Origin of the sequence: Methylocystis sp. H4A, from assembly GCF_015709545.1 — a bacterium.
Classification (GTDB): Bacteria; Pseudomonadota; Alphaproteobacteria; order Rhizobiales; family Beijerinckiaceae; genus Methylocystis; species Methylocystis silviterrae.
On the sequence record NZ_JADNQY010000015.1, the window covers coordinates 95861 to 118127 of the forward strand.

At 58.4% G+C, this 22267-nt stretch carries 23 protein-coding genes and 4 pseudogenes; 11 read left to right on the forward strand and 16 right to left on the reverse strand.

Annotated elements, in window-relative coordinates:
• The first annotated feature begins 223 nt into the window (after positions 1-223).
• Both IYW40_RS22025 and IYW40_RS02965 read left to right on the forward strand, forming a co-directional pair.
• Positions 224-421: a DUF1403 family protein gene (locus IYW40_RS22025; RefSeq protein ID WP_196399325.1), complete on the forward strand. Its 198-nt coding sequence runs from the start codon at positions 224-226 to the stop codon at positions 419-421.
• A 389-nt stretch (positions 422-810) separates the two neighbouring features.
• A complete protein-coding gene (locus IYW40_RS02965; RefSeq protein ID WP_196399303.1) occupies positions 811-3786 on the forward strand; it encodes a Tn3 family transposase in 2976 nt (991 codons plus the stop codon).
• 35 nt (positions 3787-3821) lie between these two features.
• On the opposite strand, the pseudogene IYW40_RS02970 reads toward IYW40_RS02965, so the two are convergent.
• The 8 genes and pseudogenes from IYW40_RS02970 to IYW40_RS03005 all read right to left on the reverse strand — a co-directional run.
• Positions 3822-4004: pseudogene (locus IYW40_RS02970) on the reverse strand (IS21 family transposase); the annotation flags it as partial.
• A gap of 407 nt (positions 4005-4411) precedes the next feature.
• Positions 4412-4681 (reverse strand): hypothetical protein, encoded by a 270-nt coding sequence (locus IYW40_RS02975; RefSeq protein ID WP_196399305.1) that lies wholly within the window; start codon positions 4679-4681, stop codon positions 4412-4414.
• 299 nt (positions 4682-4980) lie between these two features.
• Positions 4981-5271 carry a hypothetical protein gene (locus tag IYW40_RS02980; protein WP_210327167.1) on the reverse strand — a complete coding sequence of 97 codons (291 nt, stop codon included), beginning with the start codon at positions 5269-5271 and terminating at the stop codon, positions 4981-4983.
• A 255-nt stretch (positions 5272-5526) separates the two neighbouring features.
• Entirely contained in the window at positions 5527-5739 is a 213-nt protein-coding gene (locus IYW40_RS02985) for a hypothetical protein (RefSeq protein ID WP_196399306.1), read from the reverse strand.
• The gene (locus IYW40_RS02990) at positions 5736-6212 is read right to left on the reverse strand and encodes a hypothetical protein (RefSeq protein ID WP_196399328.1); all 477 of its coding nucleotides are present in this window, start codon (positions 6210-6212) and stop codon (positions 5736-5738) included. Before IYW40_RS02990 ends, IYW40_RS02985 begins: the two co-directional genes overlap by 4 nt.
• A gap of 217 nt (positions 6213-6429) precedes the next feature.
• Complete coding sequence (locus IYW40_RS22195) at positions 6430-6750, reverse strand: type IV secretory system conjugative DNA transfer family protein (RefSeq protein WP_348644221.1); 321 nt, start codon at positions 6748-6750, stop codon at positions 6430-6432.
• A gap of 28 nt (positions 6751-6778) precedes the next feature.
• On the reverse strand, positions 6779-6937 hold the full coding sequence (locus IYW40_RS03000) for a hypothetical protein (protein ID WP_196399307.1): 159 nt from the start codon (positions 6935-6937) through the stop codon (positions 6779-6781).
• Between the two features lie 26 nt (positions 6938-6963).
• Positions 6964-7152, reverse strand: coding sequence for a hypothetical protein (locus tag IYW40_RS03005; RefSeq protein ID WP_196399308.1), 189 nt, complete (start codon positions 7150-7152; stop codon positions 6964-6966).
• Positions 7153-7826: 674 nt separating this feature from the next.
• On the opposite strand from IYW40_RS03005, the gene IYW40_RS03010 reads away from it, so the two are divergent.
• Entirely contained in the window at positions 7827-8054 is a 228-nt protein-coding gene (locus IYW40_RS03010; protein WP_196399309.1) for a hypothetical protein, read from the forward strand.
• A gap of 848 nt (positions 8055-8902) precedes the next feature.
• Here the strand turns inward: IYW40_RS03010 and IYW40_RS03015 are convergent.
• The 5 genes from IYW40_RS03015 to IYW40_RS03035 form a co-directional block, all read right to left on the reverse strand.
• A complete protein-coding gene (locus IYW40_RS03015) occupies positions 8903-9235 on the reverse strand; it encodes a P-II family nitrogen regulator (RefSeq protein WP_196399310.1) in 333 nt (110 codons plus the stop codon).
• 5 nt (positions 9236-9240) lie between these two features.
• Positions 9241-9972, reverse strand: a complete 732-nt coding sequence (locus IYW40_RS03020) for a DUF1538 domain-containing protein (RefSeq protein ID WP_348644222.1) — start codon at positions 9970-9972, stop codon at positions 9241-9243.
• Positions 9969-10613 (reverse strand): DUF1538 domain-containing protein, encoded by a 645-nt coding sequence (locus IYW40_RS03025; protein WP_246720596.1) that lies wholly within the window; start codon positions 10611-10613, stop codon positions 9969-9971. The genes IYW40_RS03020 and IYW40_RS03025 overlap by 4 nt, the downstream gene beginning before the upstream one ends.
• A 149-nt stretch (positions 10614-10762) precedes the next feature.
• The gene (locus IYW40_RS03030; protein WP_196399312.1) at positions 10763-12532 is read right to left on the reverse strand and encodes a cation:proton antiporter; all 1770 of its coding nucleotides are present in this window, start codon (positions 12530-12532) and stop codon (positions 10763-10765) included.
• A 49-nt stretch (positions 12533-12581) separates the two neighbouring features.
• Positions 12582-13058, reverse strand: a complete 477-nt coding sequence (locus tag IYW40_RS03035; protein ID WP_196399313.1) for a thermonuclease family protein — start codon at positions 13056-13058, stop codon at positions 12582-12584.
• 912 nt (positions 13059-13970) lie between these two features.
• On the opposite strand from IYW40_RS03035, the gene IYW40_RS03040 reads away from it, so the two are divergent.
• The 4 genes from IYW40_RS03040 (at position 13971) to IYW40_RS03055 (ending at position 16470) form a co-directional block, all read left to right on the forward strand.
• Complete coding sequence (locus IYW40_RS03040; RefSeq protein ID WP_246720597.1) at positions 13971-14687, forward strand: RNA polymerase sigma factor; 717 nt, start codon at positions 13971-13973, stop codon at positions 14685-14687.
• A gap of 2 nt (positions 14688-14689) precedes the next feature.
• On the forward strand, positions 14690-14935 hold the full coding sequence (locus IYW40_RS03045) for a hypothetical protein (RefSeq protein WP_196399314.1): 246 nt from the start codon (positions 14690-14692) through the stop codon (positions 14933-14935).
• Positions 14936-15152: 217 nt separating this feature from the next.
• Entirely contained in the window at positions 15153-15518 is a 366-nt protein-coding gene (locus tag IYW40_RS03050) for a group 1 truncated hemoglobin (protein ID WP_196399315.1), read from the forward strand.
• 4 nt (positions 15519-15522) lie between these two features.
• Positions 15523-16470, forward strand: coding sequence for a 2Fe-2S iron-sulfur cluster binding domain-containing protein (locus IYW40_RS03055; RefSeq protein ID WP_196399316.1), 948 nt, complete (start codon positions 15523-15525; stop codon positions 16468-16470).
• A gap of 290 nt (positions 16471-16760) precedes the next feature.
• Here the strand turns inward: IYW40_RS03055 and IYW40_RS03060 are convergent.
• Together IYW40_RS03060 and IYW40_RS03065 are read right to left on the reverse strand one after the other, a co-directional pair.
• Positions 16761-17167, reverse strand: a pseudogene (locus tag IYW40_RS03060) (ATP-binding protein); the annotation flags it as partial.
• Positions 17168-17216: 49 nt separating this feature from the next.
• A pseudogene (locus IYW40_RS03065) lies at positions 17217-17675 on the reverse strand (IS21 family transposase); the annotation flags it as partial.
• Between the two features lie 65 nt (positions 17676-17740).
• Between IYW40_RS03065 and IYW40_RS03070 the strand changes: the two are divergent.
• The 4 genes from IYW40_RS03070 (at position 17741) to IYW40_RS03085 (ending at position 21535) form a co-directional block, all read left to right on the forward strand.
• A complete protein-coding gene (locus IYW40_RS03070; RefSeq protein ID WP_196399317.1) occupies positions 17741-17968 on the forward strand; it encodes a hypothetical protein in 228 nt (75 codons plus the stop codon).
• Between the two features lie 131 nt (positions 17969-18099).
• Entirely contained in the window at positions 18100-19191 is a 1092-nt protein-coding gene (locus IYW40_RS03075; protein ID WP_196399318.1) for an IS5 family transposase, read from the forward strand.
• Entirely contained in the window at positions 19188-19532 is a 345-nt protein-coding gene (locus tag IYW40_RS03080; RefSeq protein WP_196399319.1) for a hypothetical protein, read from the forward strand. Before IYW40_RS03075 ends, IYW40_RS03080 begins: the two co-directional genes overlap by 4 nt.
• A gap of 719 nt (positions 19533-20251) precedes the next feature.
• Positions 20252-21535 carry an IS701 family transposase gene (locus tag IYW40_RS03085; protein ID WP_196399320.1) on the forward strand — a complete coding sequence of 428 codons (1284 nt, stop codon included), beginning with the start codon at positions 20252-20254 and terminating at the stop codon, positions 21533-21535.
• A 234-nt stretch (positions 21536-21769) separates the two neighbouring features.
• On the opposite strand, the pseudogene IYW40_RS21380 reads toward IYW40_RS03085, so the two are convergent.
• Positions 21770-22267: pseudogene (locus IYW40_RS21380) on the reverse strand (hypothetical protein); the annotation flags it as partial.

Consider the following 22267-nt stretch of genomic DNA (forward strand, 5'->3'; position numbering starts at 1 on the left):
CCCCAAGCATCCCCAAATCCCGGCGGCGATCAAAGAATCTCGTTCGCCTGGAGGCCGCTCGACGGCGTTCCCCACCTGGGGCGCTTCGCAAATCTTGGGCGGGAGGTCAGGGCTGCCTTCGGACAGTAGCTTGAGTGGATCTTGCCGCGGCGAGGATTCTCACTGCGAAACAGGAGTTCGCCACCAACTCAAAGCGCTGGAGCAAGGTCGTCACGTCGACGACATGGTGGCGGAGGCGCTGAATCAGCTTTTCGCCAATTACCGCAAAGGCGGCGCGGGTGATCGAGATGCTGCTGGCGCGCGCCGCGAAATAGCCAAGCTCTCCAACCGCAGCGCACGGCGTTTGTTCGATCGGCTGACGGAACTTGGCGTGGTGCGCGAGTTGTCGGGAAGATCGAGCTTCCGGCTTTATGGGCTATAGCGTTTTCGAGCGAAGCGGGAACCGGTTTGCGTGAAGAAAACGCGTCAAGAAAAGAGGTCGAGGCGCGGTCATGGGTCGTCCAAAAGAGCGCGCATTTCACGACGCTTTCGGTCCCGTTCTTATGGACCTGCGGAAGCCGCGCGCTGGCGGGAATGGATGGGGCGAGTCGAAGCGGTGATTTTGGGGTCATGTCTGGACGGCGCCCCTTGGTCAAGGGTCTCTTTGCGGTTCGGGGTCATCGCAGAATCTTCCCAAAATCCTACGCTAAGGCACTGATGGAGGTTCGCTGGTATCTTGGCGATGGCGTTGCGCAGATACCAAGGCATTGAAAAATAGTGAAAAGCCGGACTGCTGCGCGAACGACGGATTGCGCACCAGGAGAGCCGGCGATGAAGAAGCATGAAATCCTCTCGCCGCAGGCCCGTGCGGCGTTGTTCAATCCGCTCAACGATCCGGCGGCAATCATCCGGCACTACACGCTTTCGCCCGACGATCTGGCGCTGATCCGTCGACGGCGGCGCGACGCCAATCGGCTCGGTTTTGCGGTGCATCTCGCCTACCAGCGCTTTCCGGGTCGAGTGCTCGGCATTGACGAAGTTCCACCCGACGACGTTCTATCATTCATTGCCGGTCAACTCGGCATCGAGCCCGGGATTTTTCACGAGTATGCCCGTCGAGAGGAAACGCGCTGGGAGCATCTGGGCGACATACAGTCGTATCTGCGCGTTCGTCCTTTCAGTCGCGCCGATTATCGGTCTGTGGCAAAAATTGCGACGACCGAAGCGATTGGCACGGATCGTGGTGACGTCATCGTTGCGGCCATGATCGAAGCGCTCCGAACTCGCGGCATCTTGTTGCCTGCGCCGACAATTTTGGAGCGCATCGGTCTGGCGGCGCGTGCTCGTGCTCGAAAGCAGGCGCATAAGAATCTTATTGAGGGATTGGAACAGCGGACTATTATGGAATTGGAGGCGTTGATCGCGGTCAGCGACGACAGTGATCGCACGCGGCTCGCCTGGTTGCGTGATTGGCCGGAAGCGCCGACGCAGAAGAATCTGGCGGGACTCGTCGAGCGCTTGCAATTAGTTCGAAGCCTGGGCGTTGAGCCAGATCGCGAGCAACGGATTCATCGCGCGCGTTATAGAGCGATTGCCAAGGAAACGGCTATTCTCAGCGCCCAGCATCTTTCGCGGTTCGATACACCGCGCCGACTGGCGACTCTGGTCGTGTTCGCCCGTGAGATGGAAGCGATCCTCACGGACGCAGCGCTCGTCATGTTCGACAAAATGCTTGGCGGCGTCTATCGTCGCGCCGAACGCGCCTACAGAGAAAATGTTGTTCATCGAGCGAGAGCGCTCGATGCGTCGGCGCGCGCTCTGCTTCATATGGCCAAAGCCATGTTGGCCGCGAAGGAATCGGGAGAAGACCAAGACGCGGCTGTTGAACGCTCGCTCGGCTGGGAGCGCCTGAAGGCGCTCGTCGCGGAAACTGAAATCGTCGTCACCAACACGCGCGAAGATAATCTGACCGAAATCGTTGAAAGATATCCAACGGTGCGCCGGATAATCCCGGTCCTGCTCAATGCATTTGTATTCCACTCATGGAAGCCAAACGACTCGTTGCTTGATGCGCTCGATCTGTTGCGCGGAATTTATGCGGCGCGGCCGAAGCAATTCCCGCATCGTCCACCGATGGCGTTTCTGAAAGCGACATGGCGCAAGCTCGTTGGACGAGGCCCTACATTTAATCGTCGGGCTTATGAGGTCGCTGTCATGATGACGCTACGCGACAGTCTGCGGTCCGGAGATATCTGGGTCGAAGGCAGCCGCGCGTTCCGCGCGTTTGGCGATTTTCTTTTGCCGCCAGAAGCTTTTGCCACGAGGCGACAGGAAGGTGAATTGGGACTTGCTGTCGCGGACCGCTTCGTGGACTGGCGAACGGAGAGAACCGCTTTGCTCGAAGCGCGTCTCGATGAAATCGACGCTCTCGCGTCATCAGGCAAGCTTGTCGAAGCGGCAATCACTGCAGAGGGGTTGTCGATCAGCCCTATTCGCAGGGAGGAGAATGACGAAGTAGACGATGTCGCCCGGCGGCTCTACGGCATGCTGCCGCGCCTGCGCATCACCGAGCTTCTCGCCGAAGTCAATGGCTGGGCGGGATTCGCCGAGCGCTTCGGTCATCTTCGCACCGGCGCGCCGCCAGACGAAAATATCGGGCTGATGACGGCGTTGCTCGCCGACGCGACCAATCTCGGCCTCGCCCGAATGGCGCGAAGCGCCAAAATTTTCAGCCATTCAAAATTGCTCTGGATCGCAGAATGGCATGTTCGCGACGAAACATATCAGGCGGCGCTGGCATGCCTGACCGAAGCGATCCACGCGCAGCCCTTCACAAGGGTCTGGGGCGATGGCGGCGCGTCATCGTCGGACGGACAATTTTTCAAGGCAGGCGGCCATGGTGAGGCGCGCGCCGACTACAACGTCAAATATGGCTCGGAGCCAGGCGTAAAATTCTACACGCACATCTCCGATCGCTATGCGCCGTTTCACACCAAGGTGATCGCCGCCAACGCCAGCGAGGCCGCGCATATTCTGGACGGGTTGCTTCACCACGAATGCTCGCTGGATATCCGAGAGCACTATACGGACACGGCGGGCGCCGTCGATCACGTGTTCGGTCTCTGTCATCTCACGGGCTTTCGATTTGCGCCGCGCATTCGCGATCTTGCCGATCGCCGCCTCTATGTCGCGGATCCTCGCGCGACCTACGCATCTCTCGATCCGATGATCGGCGGCGCTATCGATTTTCGTGTCATCGCCGAAAACTGGGATGAGACACTGCGCCTCGCCGCATCAATTAACGCTGGGACGATTGCGCCGTCGATTCTGATGCGTCGGCTCGCCGCTTACCCCAAACAGAATACGCTGGCAAAGACCCTTCGAGAAATAGGACGCCTTGAACGTACGCTCTTCACCCTCGATTGGATCAGCGACCCCGCTCTAAGACGGCGAACAAACGCCGGGCTCAACAAGGGAGAGGCGCGCAACGCGCTCGCCAGGGCGGTGTTCTTTCATCGCCTCGGCGAGATCCGCGACCGCACCTTCGAAAATCAGCGCTACCGGGCTTCTGGCCTCAATCTCGTCGTCTCCGCCGTCATCCTTTGGAATACGGTCTACCTCAGCCACGCCGTTGCCGAACTGTGCGCCAACGGCGAACGGGTCCGTGACGATCTGCTTGCCCATATCGCGCCGCTCGGATGGGAGCACATCACCTTCAACGGGGACTATGTCTGGCCGACCGAGCCACTCCAAAACGCCTTCCGCCCCCTCCGAAACCCACGGTCCGAGCTACTCGACGCCGCTTAGCGTAGGATTTTGGGAAGATTCTGCGATGACCCCATATACGGCCCAAGCTTCTTCGATACCGGTCGCTCGCGCCGCCGATAGCCCGGCGGAACAGAATATTGGAGCATCTTGGTGATCGTGTTGCGATGAACGCCAAAGCGCTTAGCCGCCTCCCGCCGGCTCAGCCCCTCAACCATCACCGCGCGTCGTATTCCGGCATAGAGTTCCACTGTGAACATCCTTTCGGCCTCTCCATGCCAGTCGATGACATCGAGACGGCCTAGCAGGACCGGTACACTTTTGCGCCGCCGTAACAGCGAGCGACTAACGCCGGTTCAGCGGTACACTTTGCGCCCGCGATTTATAGGATGTCCGCAGGGGCCACGCTTGCTAGCTGACGCGCTCGCCAAATAAGGGCGCCGACCACCAGCTCCAGTGATCACCTCGATGCGCCGTAATCCGGAGCCGTTCGGATCAAGCGAAGGATCAAGTCTAGACACAAGCCTTATCTCCAAATCAGGAGATCAGACTCGCCGCTTTCATCATTCGTTTGAAGGTGGGACGGTAACAGCGCTTACGATGAAGCGTTCCGAGCATGTCGCCAAGTTGGCGACTTGATGTTTTTCTATCGCCGCGCGCCTTGTTCTTATGGCTCGCCGTCTGATGCTGGCTTCAGCGGACAGTTCCTTCTATTGCATTTTTCATAAGAGATAAGCGCTGTGCAAATACCCGCGAAGGCAACAATGCGCCCTTTCGAATCCTTCACCCGAATAAATGCCTCAGTTTCAGTCTTTCGCAATTTGAAAGCTAACATCTCCACGTTGCACCAAGCCGCTGCGAAGTCTGGCAACGACAGTTCGTCAATGACTTGCGGATCGTCACCCGCGCGAATGATTTCAAAAATGAAGTTTGGCATCAATGCACCTCTTCGCCGATGATACGGCCTGCACACCCAACCGGCTCCTTCCACGTTTTTCTAATGTCTCGCTTGGATGGAAGCCTGGCTGGAATCGCCTCTAGTCAAATAAGGCGCTATGAGCCGAATTGAACCGACAATAGGGCGGCTAATTTGAATTTCCGTCATCCAAATTCCATAGCCGATCCAGCAGGATTTTCAGATCGGCGTGGCAGCGTTCGATATGCTCTCGAATGGCAACTCGGTCATCATGCGTCAGAGTATCCAGCCTGATGTTGAACCACTCGCGCCGGATAGTCTCACGCAGCGATTCTATTCCTCGTATTAGCTTCTCTGCTTCGGTCATCGTATGGGTCCTTGCGAGTCTCCCAGCCGCCCCAGACATAATTGCGCATCGGCGGTCGCTTGACCGGCGGGCCGATCCCTTCACGCCACTTGTAATAACGGCTGAAGAGACCGCCGAAGCGGATGGCTCCGGGGGCAAGGTCGCACACGGCGTCGACGAAGTCCTCACGCCAGTCGTCGGCGTCATAATCCCAACAGGCTTCGACCGAACTGTCTGTTGCGCCGAGCGGTTCCATGAACTGCATGTAGAGCCAGGCGAGATCTCAAAAAGCGGCTCCGGATCGACGACGATGGCATTGGCGCCAGCGGGGCTGGAGACCGTGGCCGTGGTGAGCTCGCGACGCTCGAGCATCATTCATGATAACTCGATCAGAGACTTCGTCCACTCGCCGCAGCGCTCCATACGGTTCGAGCGCCAGCCCGCTGCTGACGTCCTCACGCAATCGGGCGAAGCGGCAGACGGTGCAGCAGCGCCTTGACGTTGGAAAGGTCAGTCATTGTCACGGTTCCTCATGCCACTGGCGACTCGCTGCGTTGGTTCGATCTCGGACTTCCTGCGCAAGCTGTTCGATCGCCTGCAGATCTACCTTTTCCAGCGCATAAGGATAGTTGCCGGTCAGCCCCACCATGACCATCCACAGCGCGTGCGAAAGCTCCATAGCTTCTCGGAGATTCTCCTCGAGATCTCTGATGTGGACCTGTTCGGTGCTCATGACAGCGCCTCCCGCTCCAGAACCGAGGCGGCGTTGCGGGTGGCGTCGCCCACCACGTCGCCGACGTAAAGGTCATTGACCACGTCGTCTTCGTCGAGGAAGTCAGCGAGGTGGCGGAGCAGCCGCAAGGCGCCCGCAAGCATCGTCGGTGTGGATTCGAAGATCGCCCGCTGCGCTTCGTTCGCATTATCTTGCGCCTTCTGTGCGGCCAACTCCGCATCTAATACCTCGCTCGTCTCGGCATTCTGCGCATATGCCCCGTGGGCTTCTAAAACGGCGCGCGCGTTCCGGTATTCTGACTCAAGGCCAGCGGCTTCAGCACGCAACATGGCGTTGCCTTTGCGGAGGCGCGCAATCGTGTCGTCTATCTCTTCGGCTGTCATTCCCATGCTGCGTTCACGCATCGTTTCGAGCTGGAGAATGCTGAAGACGCGCTCGCCATTGAAAATAACATCAGGGAACCTACCACGCATGGGCGCGGCGTCCCAGGCGGCGTGTTCGATAGCTCGGCGGGGATCGACGCGGGATTGTCGATTTCCGCCTCAGTCAATGGGCGGCGAATGATGATGGCGCGCAATTCGGCGACGTCCTGTTTCAATTGAAGCACCTGCGAGGCGAGCGCTTCATTGGCAGGCGCCGGCAGGTTCAATGATCGGCGGCGGGAGCAGTCGTCCGTAAAGCGGCGATCTTCTAATAGACGAGTTTGTCGGAGAGGATCGGCGGAACGCCGGCCATCAACACAAAGGCCTTGGCTTTAGGCGTGAGCTTCAATTCCTGGGGCAAGAGGAGGGGACGCCGATGATCTGAGATCGTCTCGGAGCGGGATCGGTTGGAAAAAGCCCCAAGGCCGCGAGCGGCTCTTCGCCTCCACCGTCTGCGTTCCGAAGCGTTCCGAGAGCTCGACGGCCGTCGTGCTCTTTTGGCGTAAAGACGATCTCGACGGCGTGATTGGTCAGAAATTTCTTGGCTTTGTCGGCGCCATAGATCGCGCGCGACATGCAGCGGCTGCACGTCGATGATCGAGCCGAGGCCGTGCTGCTCACACCAGGAATTCGCCTATCGCGCGACCATAGGCGCGGCGCGTATGCGGGTTGCAGATGTTGTTGACGAAGAATTCCCAGAAGCGCCTCTGAGCGCGTTCGCCGCCGGAACGCACCAAGGCGGGAATATGGGGGCTTATGGGAACGAGCTGGTTCACGCGTCCCTCTCCAACTCCTCAATCAGTTACTCAATACGAGCTTTCTCGGTGCGAGCAATGGCGAGACGAGCCGCAACCACGTCCAGATGCCGTTGTCGCACCGGAGTGCTTCCCGCACCCTCCTTGGAGCGCCCTAACGCCTCAGCAGCTTTTTCCAGATCCTCGATCGCCTTTTGCGTCTCGTTCCGAGCTTGACGGAGGTGCGGCAGTGGCATATCGGCCTCCAAATATGAAAGGGATATTATCATATATAAATTCAGGTTGACCCGGAAAGAAGTTGGGGGTCAGGCGGCTCGTCGAAGCGCGTTGTCATTGGGCCATGACCATTCAACTGGCTGTGTCAGACCGCAGTAGCGTTCGAGAATTCCATCGAGATGAGCAGTCCGGACATGGAGCATCAACTGAGCGCCTAGACGAGACCATCGCATCTGACGCTTTTTGCGGCCGAGCTTCAGGCATTATTGCTAAAATTGGAACGGAAGCTTGATGGAAAGCAATGACGCACGGCTTATAAGTCAATGGTGGCGACGGACATAGCCCACGTAAAGACATGCCGTCATAACCTCGGCGGTCGCGCGGGGGTCGCTATGCCCCTCAAAGATCAAAGGCGGCGCGCTCGGCGTGTCGCAATCAAAGACGAAATATCCGTCGGTGTCCGCCGTCGCGAACGGCGTAAAACCATATGCTCGGCACGCTCTACCGTGGCGCTCATCAAGCAATTTCGCAGCGCGAATAGCGAATGTGACCCGGTTGCTTCGGCCTTTGACCGCAATATCTGCCCACTCGCGAGTCCAAGGCCAAGGCGGCTGTATCCGCGCGAACGTGATTCTTCTTATCGATCAAAACAATACGCGTCGGCATCACCCTCCGCCGCAAAAAGAACATTGGGATGTTAACACAAAACGACAATTACGCCCGCGGCGTTAACGATTTGGGGCGCGACTTTCGTTCTTGCGATGCAGCGTCGCTGTGTGGTCTGCCACGCTTGCCCGTTACCGCGACGTTGCCAATTGACGAAAGCGTCGTTCTTCAACTGTCCGACAGCGACTGCCATTTCAGCCATATCGCCCGCGGTGCTCTCAGCAGCGCCCGCGGGCTTTTTGTGATCTACGGCTAAGAGCGGCGAGGCGGGTGAAGCTTGCCTTAATCGAACACGGCTCCAATTTGAGATCGAGTCCGTCGAACCGCCGCCTCACCTGGCCGACGGGCGGGCCTCAGTCTGTCTCAACAAACCGAGGCAGTATTGGGCGCGAGACTCCGTCCGGCGAAAGCTGGGCGGAGTTTTGATTTGCGGCTTGTGATGCGCCGCCTCGGCGCACTCATCGCTGTTCTAAAGAAAACGGCCCCACCATTGCTGACAGGGCCTTTGTTGCGTCGAGTTGCGTTGCCGTGCGATGTGGCGCGATGCGATTCGCCGCACCGCTACGCAGTGCGTTTCGTCGGAATTCTAATGGCGTCGCCCTCATAGCTACATGAGACGATCACTTTCGTCCTGATTTCATTCGCTGCTTCGCTGACACGTTTCTCAAAGTGTGCGCTCGCAACGCCGTCGTAATCCCGACTGAGCAAGTCCTGCACACACCGCTCGCAACTAATTAGATACGCGAGCGCCAACGGCGGAACAGACTCAATGCTCGTTAGATCGGCGGACTCTTGCCATTCTCGTTCGAACAATCGGCGAGCAAAACCCGGCAACGCTTCCGCAACGGATGACCTGAAGAGTTCCCGGAGCTTTCTCGCCGCGTCCTCAAAATGCTCGACGGCCTCGTGATTCGGCGGACGTGAAATTGGACGTGGGCTCATGATACGCTCCCTTGTCGGGATATGACGCAACGTCTGGCTTGAAACAATTATCCAGCAAATATCCTAGCTTACATGGAATGGGGAGAAAAGTTAAACTTTCGACTCAAGAGCGCGCACAACACCGTTTTGGACAAGGGAGCGCTTTCACTAAGACCGCCGTTCCTAACGCCGCTCCTCGTTGTGTAGATGAGGAACGCCGACGACTTTCGCGATCTCCACCACGAAAGCGAGGCCTCTGTTCGGCTCCGTCAGTTCGGCGGCGCGGACAATCTCCTGCAAAATTGCGTCGGCTTTGTCGGTATAGACGACGGTGAGCACGATCTCCTTTTCCGGCTCGATCGGGATACCGAAAATCTTTTCGTGCTCGTTGACGCCGATGCCACGTCCGTAAACGACCGTGCCGCCGCGCGCTCCTGCCTTGACGGAAGCCTCTAGAACCGTGTTGCCCCAACCCTTCCGCACGATGGTCACTATCAAAGAAGCGTTCAACAACATCGTCGTCACTCCTGTCGCCGCTCGGTCCAGCGGACGAGAAGCCCCAATGTCATGACCGAAACCATGGGCGCGAGCGCGATCAGCGATACGAGCCCGAAGCCCTCGACAATCATATCGCGGCCATTGGCCGATGCGGCCGCCCCGAGCGCGAGTGCAAGAAGAAAAGTATTCGCCATCGGCCCCGTCGCGACCCCGCCAGCATCGACCGCGATCGCCACGAAATCCCTTTCGCAGAGCCACATGATGACGATGACGAGCGCATAGCCGGGCGCAAGGAAATAGAGCAGCGGAACGCCGTAAGCGATCCGCAGGAGCCCGATGGCGACCGATAGAGCGACGCCGATGCTGACCGTATAGAGAACGGTCGGCGCAGAAATCGAGCCGGTCGAGGCTTCTTCCACCTGTTCGGCGAAAATGCGCACGGCCGGCTCGCTCCAGGTGGTGACGAAGCCGAGAAAAAGGCCGATGGGCGCGAGCAGCCATTTATGCGGCAAGGCCCCGAGCGCCTCGCCGATGGCGCGGCCGATGGGCATGAAGCCGATCTCGACGCCGACGAGGAAAAGGAAAAGCCCCGCCGCCGCGATGAGCGTTCCGATCATGATATCGACGACATTCTTGCCGGGCAGTTTCAGCAACAGCGCCTGGAAAACAAGGAAGAGTCCGGCCAAGGGCAACACGGCTTCGGCGACGCTCGCCGCAGCGACGCCGAATTCGTCGAGCAGCCTATCGACGCTCACCGCAGCAATATCCCGACGGCCATCAGGACGAAGATGGGGCCGACGGAAGCAAATCCCAAAAGTCCGAAGCCGTCGGAGATGGCCGAACGGCCGGCCAGAACGGAACTCAAGCCTATGGCGATGGAGATGATGACCGGCGCCGTCAAGACGCCCGTCGTCACGCTGCCCGCGTCATAGGCGAGCGGGATGAACTGATCGGTCGCGAAAAAGGACATAACGAGCATCGCCCCATAAGTGACCGTCAGCAGGCCCCGCAGCGAGAATCCGAAGACGATGCGCGCCATGGCGATCGCGGTAAAAACCGCCACCCCGAGAGCAATGGCGTATAGAATCGTCTGGCGGGAAATCTCGTCCATGACGCGGTTAACCTGATTGGCGAGCACGAGCACGTCGGGTTCAGCGACCGTCGTCGCAAAGCCGAAGGCGAAGGCGACCGCTACGACCAGGATGATTGATCCCTTCTCCGGCAGCGCGGCACCAATATATCTGCCCATCGGCAGGATGCCGTAGTCGACGCCAGTGAAGAGCAGAAGCATACCTGCGACGATGAAGACCGCGCCCACGAGGAAATCGACGAAGGCCGTTGTCGAGGAGCCGACGAGGGCAAACTGAAGCAGACAAACGACGGCGAACAATGGCATGACCGCTCGCAGTGTCTCCGAAAGCTTTTCCCTTAGAAGCAATAGCATGACTAAAAAGCTAGGGCTCAGGATACGCTTGTCAACGCTTGCTCTCTCGCGGCATCGCTATCAACGGGTGGGCGCTGCCGCCTATGTCTACGTTGACGGACCTACCCTTGGCTCTGTTCCCGAACAACTCCTTGTGCCGCGTCGCGCAATTCGGCCCGAAACAAATCGCGCTTTTCGTGGACCGAGGCGATAACGAATCCCGTTGGAATGCCTAAACCCACGAGCGCGGCCTCCGATATTTGAAGGCTCGCTTCGACTGTTTCGGGCACGGCATCGGTTACGCCGATCGCATAGAGGTGCCGGGCGTGTTCCGTATCCCTCGCGCGCGCGACGATCAGGACATCAGGTCTGAGTTTCCGGACGCCAAGAACGATCGCGTCCACTCTCGATTCCGAACCGATGGTCACAATGACGGCGGCGGCTTCCATTATGCCGCAGGCTATCATAAACGCAGCATGTGTCGCATCCCCGAAATAGACTTCATACCCGTTCTTTCGGCCTTCTGTCACCAAGTCTGCATCTCTATCGGTGGCGATGTAGGGAACCTTATGTTCCGTCAGGAATGACGTGACGACCTTGCCGACGCGCCCATGACCGACGACGATTGCGTGCTTATGCTGTTCGCGGGGAGCCGCTTTCAGCGCCGCATCAATCTTCTTTGGCGGTTCCATTCGAAAATTAATGTGTCGTGCAGCAACGGACAATGCCGGAATGAGAACCATCGTAAGCGACGTGACAGCAAGAACGAATGAGGACAGTACAGGATCGATAAGCCCCAGACTTTTCGCCAGTCCTATGGCGACGAAGGCAAACTCCCCGCCGGGGCCAAGCAGGAAACCCGTTTCGATGGCGACGCGCCACGATTGGCCGAATGCCTTCGACAGCGCAATGATGATGGCCGCCTTGAAGGCGATGAGGCCGGATACGAGCGACAAGATGGTGAGCGGATCGCGTGCGATCTCCCTCACGTCAATGGTCATCCCCACCGTGAAAAAGAAGATACCCAGCAACAGGCCCTTGAACGGCTCGACGATAGCTTCCACCGCCTTACGATATTCAGTTTCGGCCAGAAGGAGGCCCGCGACGAACGCTCCAAGCGCCATGGACAGGCCCTCGATAGCGGCGAGCACGCCCGTACCAATGATGACGAACAGAACCGCCGCCGTTAGCAATTCAAGAGAGTGAATTGATCCAACAAGACGGAAAAGGGGTCGCAGCACCATTCTTCCGACCACAACAATGAGCGCGATCGCCGCTGCCGCATGAGCCAGCGTTATGCCAATGTTCGACGCAAGCGAACCTTCAATGTTCGAGCCGAGGATCGAAACGAATATCAGTATCGGAATCACGGCGAGGTCCTGCGCCAGCAGGATTGAAAAGCTCGCTCTGCCCGCGCCTGTCGTCAGTTCGCCATGGGCCGCAAGAATCTCAAGAACGATGGCGGTCGAGGAAAGCGCGAGGCAGGCTCCCAGGATGACGGCGACCGACGCCGCTTGTCCGGTTCCTGCGATGATGACGGAAAGCAAGGACGCTGTGAGGACGACCTGCAATCCGCCCAGCCCGAAAACGAGCCGCCGCATCGAAAGCAACCGATCGTAGGAAAGCTCCAATCCAATAAGAAACAAAAGAAAAACGACGCCGAGTTCGGCGATGCCGCTAACATTTTTTGCATCGACGACGGTGAACCAGTAGAGAAACGGCAGCTTGTCGATGAATGAACCCAGCCCGAGGGGGCCGAGCAACGCGCCAGCTCCCAAGTAACCAAGCACCGGATTCAACCCGAGATAGCGCACCAGCGGCACGACGACGCCAGCTGTCCCCAAAACGACAAGAGCATCGCTATAGACGGGGATATTGATTGTCGCAGCCAAACTACCTCCGATACACGCTTCATTGCGCTCGCTCGATCACGGCGCTAGCCTACGACCCGCTTCGACGATCTTTGCGCCACTCCCATGGCGCTTGCGTATGCCCTGCCCAAATCCCTCGCTTCGCGTTCTTCGCCTCTTGTTCCGCCGCTATATAGGCGCTCGAATATCTCCGATATGCCATGGCGTGACCGTTTCTCACAAGCCAAAGCTCGATGTCTTCGCCTCTCACACTGCAATCCGCGACCATTCGGCCATATCGGTCGACGTCGCGCTCACGGCATTGGACAGGCGACACGCCAATGAACTCATCGAGAGCCATCGCAGCGATTTGCCCACAACGATAGGACTTGCCCGAGGCGTCAAAGCAGGGCTGTCCCTTCTCGGGCGCGTCTATTCCGTGAAGCCTGATCCGCTGGCCATGTATTTCTATCGTGTCGGCGTCGACCACGGAAGCGCGACCCACAATGTCAGCGAACGCAGCAACTGAAAAGGTCGAAGCTACGACGGCGATAATGATCCGCTTCATGCGCACCTTGTAATTTTCGAGGAATTCATGCCTGCCGACCGCAAGGCGACAAGCGCGGCAAAGCAGATTGGAAGGACATTCGCTTCGGTCTTTTTCCTTCGGCTATTTGGCTTTGATCGCCTTCACACCGAACTTGGCGGCATCTTCGGCTCCTATATTCGGGCCTTCGGCCGCGCATCGGGTGTCGTCGGACTTCCGCATTTGCGTCCAACATCGCTCCAGCCAACGCAGCGCCCGTCACGCGCACAATAGCCTGGCCCGCCACGACAACCGCAACCGCTACAAGCCGCCGCTTCGTGGAATGCGAGAATGGGCGATGACCCATGATCGCGATGATAACAGCCTTGCGCGTATCGCAGTCCCGATAGGAGATTGCATCCAGCGCCCGGCGGGATCAAGAGGAGCACAATTGACTCACAATCGACGCACGTGCGTCCTCTTCGGTGGGCGATTTCCGAAAGCGGAGTAGCCATGAATCTGGAAAGCTGGAAAAGCCAAGCGATGCGCCACTGGAAGGAGTTTCAGCCGATCAGATACAGGGAACTGGTCAAGAGCAGCTCCACAGCGGAAATGGACGCGGCTTCGGATTTTATGGTGGCTATCCCTCTGATTATAGCGGCTGTGGGTTTAGCCGCGACGAGGGAATGCTCGGCAGCCGACCGCTTTTTGACGCGCGCCTCGGGGTCGGTCCGGGGGAGGCCTGCCGATTTGATCGTGAGTTCAGACGGGGCTCATCCGCTCGGTGTGCTGGACCACGTCAACCGTTGTGCGCGTTTGTCTCGCACCGATCCAGATCTCTTCCGACCGGAGAGGGCCCTCCAAACATCGGAGGCCCGATGGATAGCTTCGCTTCGATGTTGATGCTAACCTTTGCGCGCAAGCCGTTTTCCCCTTTGTCACGCGTATCGCGAAATGAGACAACGATCAAACTCCGAGTGGTTATTGGCCCTACGGGCAGGCGACCAGAATCAGGCCATTGCGCTGGCTGAGCTGCGGGAGCTCGTGCTCGGTGCGATCATCAAATTTCTTTCGCGAAATGAAACGCCCGGAGGTTCATCGCTCGGCCACGATTTGCATCAAACGGCGGAGGACTGCGCCCAGGAGGCCATGATCCTCATTCAGTCGAAACTCGAACAATTTCGTGGCGAGAGCAAATTTACGACATGGGCCTATTCGATCGCTGTTCGCGTCACTCTTGGGGAGCTTCGACGACGGCGCTGGCGGAAGGCGGTCGTGAATCGTGTGCGTCTTGGCGAAGATATGCCGGTCTGGCCGACTGATGCTCCAGAACCCGAGCGTAGTCTGGAACGGCGACAAGCATGGACTTTGTTGGTCCGCCTCATCGAGAACTCTTTGACGCCACTTCAGCGAAAAGCGCTTGTCGTTCACGCTTTTCAGGGCATGCCGCTTGATCTTGTCGCCGAGTGGCTCGGCGGCAATCGCAATAGCATATATAAGCTTATTCATGATGCACGAAAACGCCTCAAGGCCGCGCTACTTTCCGAAGGCGTTACGCATCAGGATATCATAGCTACGTTCGACTCATCCCAGCGCAAAACTTATCTCAGTGATGATGGTAAGATTTTCCCGTCTCAGAGCGTCTCAAATACGATTGAGTCCGGAAGCTAGGAATGAAACAAAAGGAATTTGCCCGCCTGCTCGATACGATCTTCGCCGCCAAAAGCGGGGAAGAGATGTCGTGTACGGATTATTTCGATAGTCTGCCGCGCTACGCCGAGTTGGAAGCCTCCGGCTTGGACGCCGCCGCCACCCTCCCCGAGGTTCGTCACCACATGCATCAATGTCCTGAATGCGAAGAGGTGTATCTCGGATTGCTGGCGCTTGTGCGCGCCGAAAAGGCGGCGGCTCGCGGGTGAGCGGGCGCGATCGTCCCGGGGTTTATCGATCGAGTCAGCGACAACAGACGAATTTCGTCCCGCTTTTCTTATATGATTTGAATTTCTCGCGGGAGGCATTTCTCCGAGCGAAAAAATCTTGCCGGTCGAGGTAAGATTCTCCACGCCGCGGCATCTAAGAGACGTCCGAGCCGAAAAAGTTGGCTCGCTAAGGTCGGCAATAGGGAGAACGCAAGGCATGTCAAATCTCTACGAGCGCCTCGGGGGCGAGAACGCCGTTAATGCCGCAGTTGAGCTTTTTTATCGCAAGGTTCTCGCGGACGGTCGCATCGCGCAGTTTTTTGATGGCGTCGACATCGATCAGCAAATCGCCAAACAGAAATCATTCCTGACCATGGCGTTTGGGGGTCCAAATAATTACACGGGAGTCGACATGCGCAATGCGCATAAGCGTCTCGTCGCGAAGGGCCTCAATGATTCGCATGTCGACGCGGTAATCGAAAATCTGAACTACACGCTCCGTGACCTTGGCGTGCCAGAAAAAGAGGTTAAAGAAGTCGCAGCGATTGCAAATTCCGTTCGTGATGACGTCTTGAACCGTTGATCCGATGCTGAAGTTCGAGGATCGTTCGGTCGAACTCAGGCTAGGTGAAACGGTGCTTGAAGCGCTGGAGCGCGCCGGCATCGCCGCGCCTTCGTCGTGCCGGTCCGGCAATTGTCAGACGTGTCTGCATCGCGCGGTGGAAGGCGTTCCTCCGCCAGAGTCTCAAGTTGGATTGACACAGGGTCAGAAGGCGCTCGGCTTTTTTCTGCCCTGTGTCTGTTTGCCGACGTCGCCGCTGACGATTACGCGACCAGACAACGTCGGCGCGCGTCGGGACGCCGTCATTCGAGCGATTGAGCCGCTCGCGCCGGATGTGATCCGACTGCGTGTCGATGCGGATGATTTTGCGTATCGGCCAGGTCAGTTCCTCGAACTTGTCGCGGATGGCGATTTAAGACGTCATTACTCGCTCGCGAGCCATCCCGAGGACGATCCATTTCTCGAGATGCATATCCGACTGCATGAAAATGGCCGAATGAGTCGACGGCTTGGAGAATTCAAGCCGGGCGACCGCTTGCATGTCGCGGGTCCGTCCGGGACATGCTTTTACGAAGGTGTCCACGAGGATCAGCGGCTGCTGCTGATCGGCGCCGGGACGGGTCTCGCGCCACTCTACGGCGTGCTGCGAGACGCTCTGAAGCGGGGCCATCTCGGTCCAATCCGTCTTTACCACGGCGCACGCAGCCGGGATGGTCTCTATCTTGATGAAGAGCTGAAAGCGCTGAGCCGGACGCGGGCGCATGTCGACTACCGACCATGCCTACTTGATCCAAATGCTCCGGCTGGAGGAGACGTTGCGGCGACAGCGATGCACGCCGAGCAGGACGTTAAGGACAGCGCAATTTTTCTATGTGGCGGCGAAAATCTGGTGAAACGGTTGAAGCGTGATTTCTTCATGCGCGGAGTTAGCATGAAAAACATTCGATCGGATGCGTTCACGCTGTCGGGCTAACGTTTGGCGGATCGGTATGGGGCGAAGCAGCAGCTTCAGGATTGACGTATCCGTGACCCCGCGCAGGTTAGCACAGTGGATATTCGATCCGTGCCGCCATCGGTGTCGATTTCGGTTTCAATGTGAGACTGCGAGCCATTCTGTCAACGGCGGCGACAAATTGTGCCAGATGCGGCGTAAAAGTGTATCGATCTGGTTGAGAGAAAAGGGCCGTGAAGCCCTTGTGAGTTGGATCGTCGCGCGCATTGAGGCGCGCGGAGCTTAGCGAAACGCAATGCGCGCGGCGGCGGTTAAATGTCTGCGTCGGCTTCTCCCTTGGTTCTTGGGTTTACGCTGGGCTCGTCGGCATTGCGCCGTTGCGCCTTCCTGGCTGTCGCGAGACGATAGCTGTCGCCGTTCATCTCCAGAATGTGGACAGGGTGGGTGAGCCGATCGAGCAGCGCGCCGGTGAGCCGTTCCGAACCGAACACCGACGTCCATTCTTCGAATGGCAGATTGCTGGTCACCAGCGTGGCGCCACGTTCATAGCGCTGGCTGAAGACCTCGAAGAGCAGTTCGGAACCAATTGCCGTGAACGGCACGTAGCCCAGCTCATCGACGATCAGCAATTTGACGGTGTTGAGATGCCTTTGAGCGCCCGCAGGCGGCGCTCGTCGCGCGCTTCCATGAGTTCGTGCACGAGAGCGGCGGCCGAGGTGTGTCAAACGCCATTGAATCGGAACCCCAGTTTTTCATTCAAAAGGGACCGCGACCTTCACCGTCACCGTCGCGCCGTTCAGCACGACGACTTCGTGGCTCCAGTCAAACTGATAGGCTTCGCCCGGCGCAAAGCTCAGCGGCACATAGGCCTGCGCCAACGCGGCGCCGCGCTCCTTGCGCCAGCCGATCGCATAACGGCGAACCGCCGCGTAACTGCCTTGATAACCAAAGCCGCGCAGCTCTTCATAAAGCCTCATAAGCGTCAGCTGTTCTCGCGGAACCTTTCCTTCGTTTGACAGCAAAAGAGAATCCAGCCGCTCGCGCCAGGGACCGATCTTCGGAAGCGGCTGCGTCTCGCGTTCGTAACGGAACTCCGTCGCATCCGAACGGATGACCTTGCGCACGACCTTCCGCGACACATGCAGGTCCCGGCAAATCTCTTTGATTGGCTTCTTCTGGACAAAATAGGCGCGGCGTATCTTCGCAATCGTTTCCACAACAAGCATTCCAATCTCGGCCTCCCTTGCATCAGGAGGCCAGTGTGGACCCTTAGCTCCGGGGGCCCGATTGGATGCAAATCATCCCCAAAGCGGGGTTCTTATTCCACGCAACTTCACAGGCCGATCTTCTCAATGGCGGTCCAGCGTACTCGACTGAAGCGTTCTTCAATAACGGAGCACTATTTGCCGAAATTCAGTTCCAAAATAATTTCATCGAAGTCGTTTATATCGTCACCGTAACGTCGGCGGTAGCTTTTCAACAAGGCAGCTTTGAGCAACGAAATATTGACCTCGGATGAATCGCGAGGAGATTGGACGCCGGGAATAATTTCATAGTTAAAAACTATGTTTTCTAGCAGGCTGTTGAAAAAGTCTCTGGTCGCGTCAATCGCGATGTGATTCATTTTCCTCGATTGAACGAGGATGAATCATGCGGGGCGAAGATCGGCGGACAGGCTCGCTATTCAGCTATGTCGATCTTGAAGCGCGGGTTGGGAAAGATCATCCGCTGCGGGCGATCCGGCTGCTTGTGAACGAGGCTTTGGCGGCGCTGGCGAGCGAGTTCGCGGCGCTCTATGCGCCAATTGGCCGCCCGTCGATCCCGGCGGAGAAGCTGCTGCGAGCAATGCTGCTGCAAGCCTTTTATTCGATCCGCTCGGAGCGCCAGTTGATGGAGCGGCTGGAGTTCGACCTTCTGTTCCGCTGGTTCGTGGGACTTGGGATCGACGATGCGGTCTGGGACCATTCCGTGTTCTCGAAGAACCGCGATCGTCTGCTCGAAGGCGAGATCGCCGCGAAGTTCCTGAACGCGGTCCTGGCGCAGCCGCGCGTGAAGCGTCTTTTGAGCGCCGAGCACTTCTCGGTTGACGGCACGTTGATCGAGGCCTGGGCGTCGATGAAGAGCTTCAAGCCGAAGGATGGAGCGGATAAGCCGCCGGCCGAGGGCGGCGGACGCAACAAAGAAACGGACTTCCACGGCGAGAAACGCTCGAACGAGACGCATGCTTCGACGACCGATCCCGAAGCGCGGCTCTATCGCAAAGGTGTTGGCAAGGAGGCGAAGCTCTGCTTCATCGGGCACGCGCTGATGGAGAACCGGCACGGTCTCTTCGTCGACGCTTGCCTGACCCCGGCGGATGGACACGCCGAACGCATCGCGGCGCTTCATATGATTGAGCCACGGGCGGATCAACCCAGAGCGATCACGCTGGGCGCCGACAAGGCCTATGACGCCGAAGACTTCGTCAATGAGCTGCGCGCGATGAAGGTGACGCCGCATGTGGCGCAAAACACCAGCGGGCGCACCTCGGCGATCGATGGGCGCACGACGCGACATGCGGGCTACGCGATCAGCCAGCGCATACGCAAAAGGATCGAAGAAGGCTTCGGCTGGATCAAAACTATCGCCGGACAGGAGAAGACCAGGTTCAGAGGCAGAGACCGTGTCGGATGGGCTTTCACCTTCGCGGCGGCCGCTTACAATCTAGCGCGGTTGCCGAAGCTGATGGCGGCGCCGACATGAGCGCCCCTGCCGGTTGCCAACTGGTCGGTCGCTGGCGGATCGTCGAGGCCGATCTTTGGGATCGAGACTATCTCGATCTCTGTGGCCCCGCCGCGATCGTCATCGGCGCCGAAGGGCGCGGCGAAATCGCCTTCGGCGCCATGCACGCGACGCTCGACATCGAATACAGCCGGTCCTCCATCGGTTTCGCGTGGACCGGATTTGATGAGGGCGATGAAATCTCGGGAGAAGGAGCCGCCGAACTTCTCGATGACGGCTTCATCGAGATCGAATTCGAGTATCACAACGGCGACGACGCCGTCCTCAAAGCGAAGCGAGAGCCTTTTTCAACAGCCTGCTAGAAGCACGGGCTGAAGCAGACGCTTCCCTTCAAGAAGCTTGAGGAGAAGCTCCGCGATCGGCCGGTAGGAAGTGATGTCTGGCTCAGAAAGCCATCCCTCGATGTCTGATTGAGGCACCAAAAAATCAATTCCGTGGAGATGCAGGTGTTTGACTATTTTTGAACTCATGACTTCAATCTTTATTGAAAGCACATCCGAACGGCCTAGCCCTGGGATTACTAGTCGGCGGAGTTCGGAACAGCATCTCCCGTTTGGGGCATGTACGCCGCTTTGTCTCCGACCTACAGCGCGGATTTTCAATCCCGTCGAGCTGGCCAAAAGGCCGCCAAGCGAACCAGCGGCTCGAAGGCGATCTTCGTGACGGCGTATTCGTTACGCGAACGCTCGGGCATGCTCAAGCGGCGATATTGCCGCAGGACGTAAAATCAAAGCGGATTCCCAGTCGCGTCGTACAGTGAAGCGTTTTTTTTGCCTCTCACAAGCGGCTTCCTCGCAAAGGACCTCGAGCGCGCCCTGCGTGTCCACGATGCGCATCTTGCACCCGCAGGTACGGCGTGGCACTGCGTATTCATACCGACGGAACAATCGTTTTGGAGCCTGTGCCGGCGATCGAGGGCTTAGCACTACTTTGGCAGATTTTTGAGAGGTCAGGCTTTTGTGGGATTCCCGCGACGCGCATTGCGTGATTCATAGGAGGTCGGCTTTCGGGAGGGCCGACCATGGACGAAACTTGGAAGTCAGATCTCGAGCGGTGGCTGGCGCCTTTCCTTGGCGCTTTGCGACACAAGGCGCGGGCGCGGATGTGCCCAGTGTATGTCGCGGGGCTGATAGGCGCGGGTGATCGCAAGAGCATGCAGCCCATGGCGGCGCGCGACAGCGACGTTGGATACGATCAGCTTCATCACTTCATCGCCAGCGGCGTGTGGGACGCCGCGCCGCTGGAGAAGGCGCTGCTCGTCGAAGCCGACAGGATGGTCGGCGGCGCCAACGCGTGGCTGATCGTCGACGATACGGCCCTGCCGAAAAAGGGCGCGTATTCGGTCGGCGTCGCGCCGCAATATGCATCGTCGCTGGGAAAGACCGCCAATTGTCAGTCGCTGGTCTCGCTCACCCTGGCGTCGTGCGAGGTTCCTGTGATGGTGAGCCTGCGGCTCTTCCTGCCCGAAAGCTGGACAAATGATCCCGAGCGCATGACGCGGGCGCGCGTCCCAGAGGACAGGCGGGGCGCGCTGAGCAAGCCGGAGATCGCGATCGAGGAGATCGACCGCGTCATCGCCTCGGGCGTGCGTTTCGGCTGCGTCCTTGCAGATTCAGGTTACGGCTCCAGCGGGCCCTTCCGTCAGGCTCTGAGCGCGCGTGGTCTACTATGGGCAGTGGGACTGTCGCGACGCCAGAACGTCTACCCGGCAGATGTCGTTCTGGCGTTCCCTGTCGCGAAAGGAGGGAAGCCCCGCAAATACCACATCCCCGATCAACCGCCAGTTTCCGCTGAAGCGGCGTTGGCCGGCGAGAAATGGCAAAAGGTCAGTTGGCGGCGGGGAACCAAAGGCCGGCTAACATGTCTCTTCGCGGCTCGACGTATTCGCGTAGCGGATGGCCACAAGCACCGCATGCGCGACAATCGTATGCAGTGCATGCCGGGCGACGAGGTCTGGCTCGTCGGCGAACGCCGGTCGACGGGCGAGCAAAAATACTATGTGTCGAACTTGCCAGCAGATACGAGCCTGAAGAAGCTCGCCGCCTCGATCAAAGCCAGATGGATCTGTGAGCAGGCGCATCAGCAGCTCAAGGAGGAACTCGGCCTCGATCACTTCGAAGGTCGGTCCTGGACCGGTTTGCATCGACACGCATTGATGACGATGATCGCCTACGCCTTCCTCCAATCCCGCCGCCTCAAAGCCGCGGGGCGGAAAAAAAAGAATCGGGGGACCGCCGCCACAACCGAGCATGCCAGCCATCCGGCAGGCCATTCTCGACATCTTCGCGCGACCTCCCCCACCTAAGCGCCGACAAGGCGATTGCGCAATTGCAGGCCGATAAGACCGAGGCCAAGGCGCGCTTCGAGGAACTAAAGCGGGCAGGAAGCGAGTCTTGGGCCGCGTTGAGTGCAGCTTTGGAAACGTCGCGCAAGAAGTTCAAGGATGTCAGGATACATCCTTTGATTAGAAAATCCCTGTTCGCGCGGCGCGTTGACATCATATTTGAGAATTTCGGCGCGCATTTTCGAGCTTTGACGCTTAAATTGAGAACTCCAGCGGCATCCCGAGCGCGGCGTAGGCGAGCTCGTCGAATCGCTTTCGATAGACGGGGCGACAGAAGGGGCGCAGGCGCTGAATCGTATCCGCCGCGTTTTTCGCGGCGACTGCGAGACCGGCGAGTAGCGCGATGCGTAAATAGAGCGGCACCATAGCGTTTGCGCCTTTGCTGATGGACGGCGCTATGCGTAATGCTTCGGCGTCAAATCCTGGAACGATCTCGTTGAGCAACCAGCTCTTATTGTAGCCTTCGGGGGGCTGCGTCGTCTGCGGGCGATTTAAGATCAGCAAAAGCCGCATCATCGCAATAGGGGATGCTAGCGGCGTCGGCTCGCCCCGCAAGTGACGATTGACAAGCTCCTCTCCGATTTTGGCGGCGTCCCAATGGTCCCCAAATGGGCTCGTGTTTCGGACGGTATCGCAGCCGGCACGAGGTCCCTCGATTTCTGAGAGCGGCGAACCGCATAGAGGACAAGTAAC

Coding starts and splice junctions, on each gene's coding strand:
- IYW40_RS03085 (WP_196399320.1), top strand. CDS start 20,252: ATGGACGAAACTTGGAAGTCAGATCTCGAGCGGTGGCTGGCGCCTTTC.
- IYW40_RS02980 (WP_210327167.1), bottom strand. CDS start 5,271: ATGCAGTTCATGGAACCGCTCGGCGCAACAGACAGTTCGGTCGAAGCC.
- IYW40_RS03050 (WP_196399315.1), top strand. CDS start 15,153: ATGTCAAATCTCTACGAGCGCCTCGGGGGCGAGAACGCCGTTAATGCC.
- IYW40_RS03015 (WP_196399310.1), bottom strand. CDS start 9,235: ATGTTGTTGAACGCTTCTTTGATAGTGACCATCGTGCGGAAGGGTTGG.
- IYW40_RS03005 (WP_196399308.1), bottom strand. CDS start 7,152: ATGCCACTGCCGCACCTCCGTCAAGCTCGGAACGAGACGCAAAAGGCG.
- IYW40_RS03010 (WP_196399309.1), top strand. CDS start 7,827: ATGTTAACACAAAACGACAATTACGCCCGCGGCGTTAACGATTTGGGG.
- IYW40_RS03080 (WP_196399319.1), top strand. CDS start 19,188: ATGAGCGCCCCTGCCGGTTGCCAACTGGTCGGTCGCTGGCGGATCGTC.
- IYW40_RS03055 (WP_196399316.1), top strand. CDS start 15,523: ATGCTGAAGTTCGAGGATCGTTCGGTCGAACTCAGGCTAGGTGAAACG.
- IYW40_RS03075 (WP_196399318.1), top strand. CDS start 18,100: ATGCGGGGCGAAGATCGGCGGACAGGCTCGCTATTCAGCTATGTCGAT.
- IYW40_RS03035 (WP_196399313.1), bottom strand. CDS start 13,058: ATGAAGCGGATCATTATCGCCGTCGTAGCTTCGACCTTTTCAGTTGCT.
- IYW40_RS22025 (WP_196399325.1), top strand. CDS start 224: ATGGTGGCGGAGGCGCTGAATCAGCTTTTCGCCAATTACCGCAAAGGC.
- IYW40_RS03025 (WP_246720596.1), bottom strand. CDS start 10,613: ATGCCATTGTTCGCCGTCGTTTGTCTGCTTCAGTTTGCCCTCGTCGGC.
- IYW40_RS03045 (WP_196399314.1), top strand. CDS start 14,690: ATGAAACAAAAGGAATTTGCCCGCCTGCTCGATACGATCTTCGCCGCC.
- IYW40_RS02985 (WP_196399306.1), bottom strand. CDS start 5,739: ATGAGCACCGAACAGGTCCACATCAGAGATCTCGAGGAGAATCTCCGA.
- IYW40_RS03070 (WP_196399317.1), top strand. CDS start 17,741: ATGCAAATCATCCCCAAAGCGGGGTTCTTATTCCACGCAACTTCACAG.
- IYW40_RS02990 (WP_196399328.1), bottom strand. CDS start 6,212: ATGCGTGGTAGGTTCCCTGATGTTATTTTCAATGGCGAGCGCGTCTTC.
- IYW40_RS02965 (WP_196399303.1), top strand. CDS start 811: ATGAAGAAGCATGAAATCCTCTCGCCGCAGGCCCGTGCGGCGTTGTTC.
- IYW40_RS02975 (WP_196399305.1), bottom strand. CDS start 4,681: ATGCCAAACTTCATTTTTGAAATCATTCGCGCGGGTGACGATCCGCAA.
- IYW40_RS03040 (WP_246720597.1), top strand. CDS start 13,971: ATGAGACAACGATCAAACTCCGAGTGGTTATTGGCCCTACGGGCAGGC.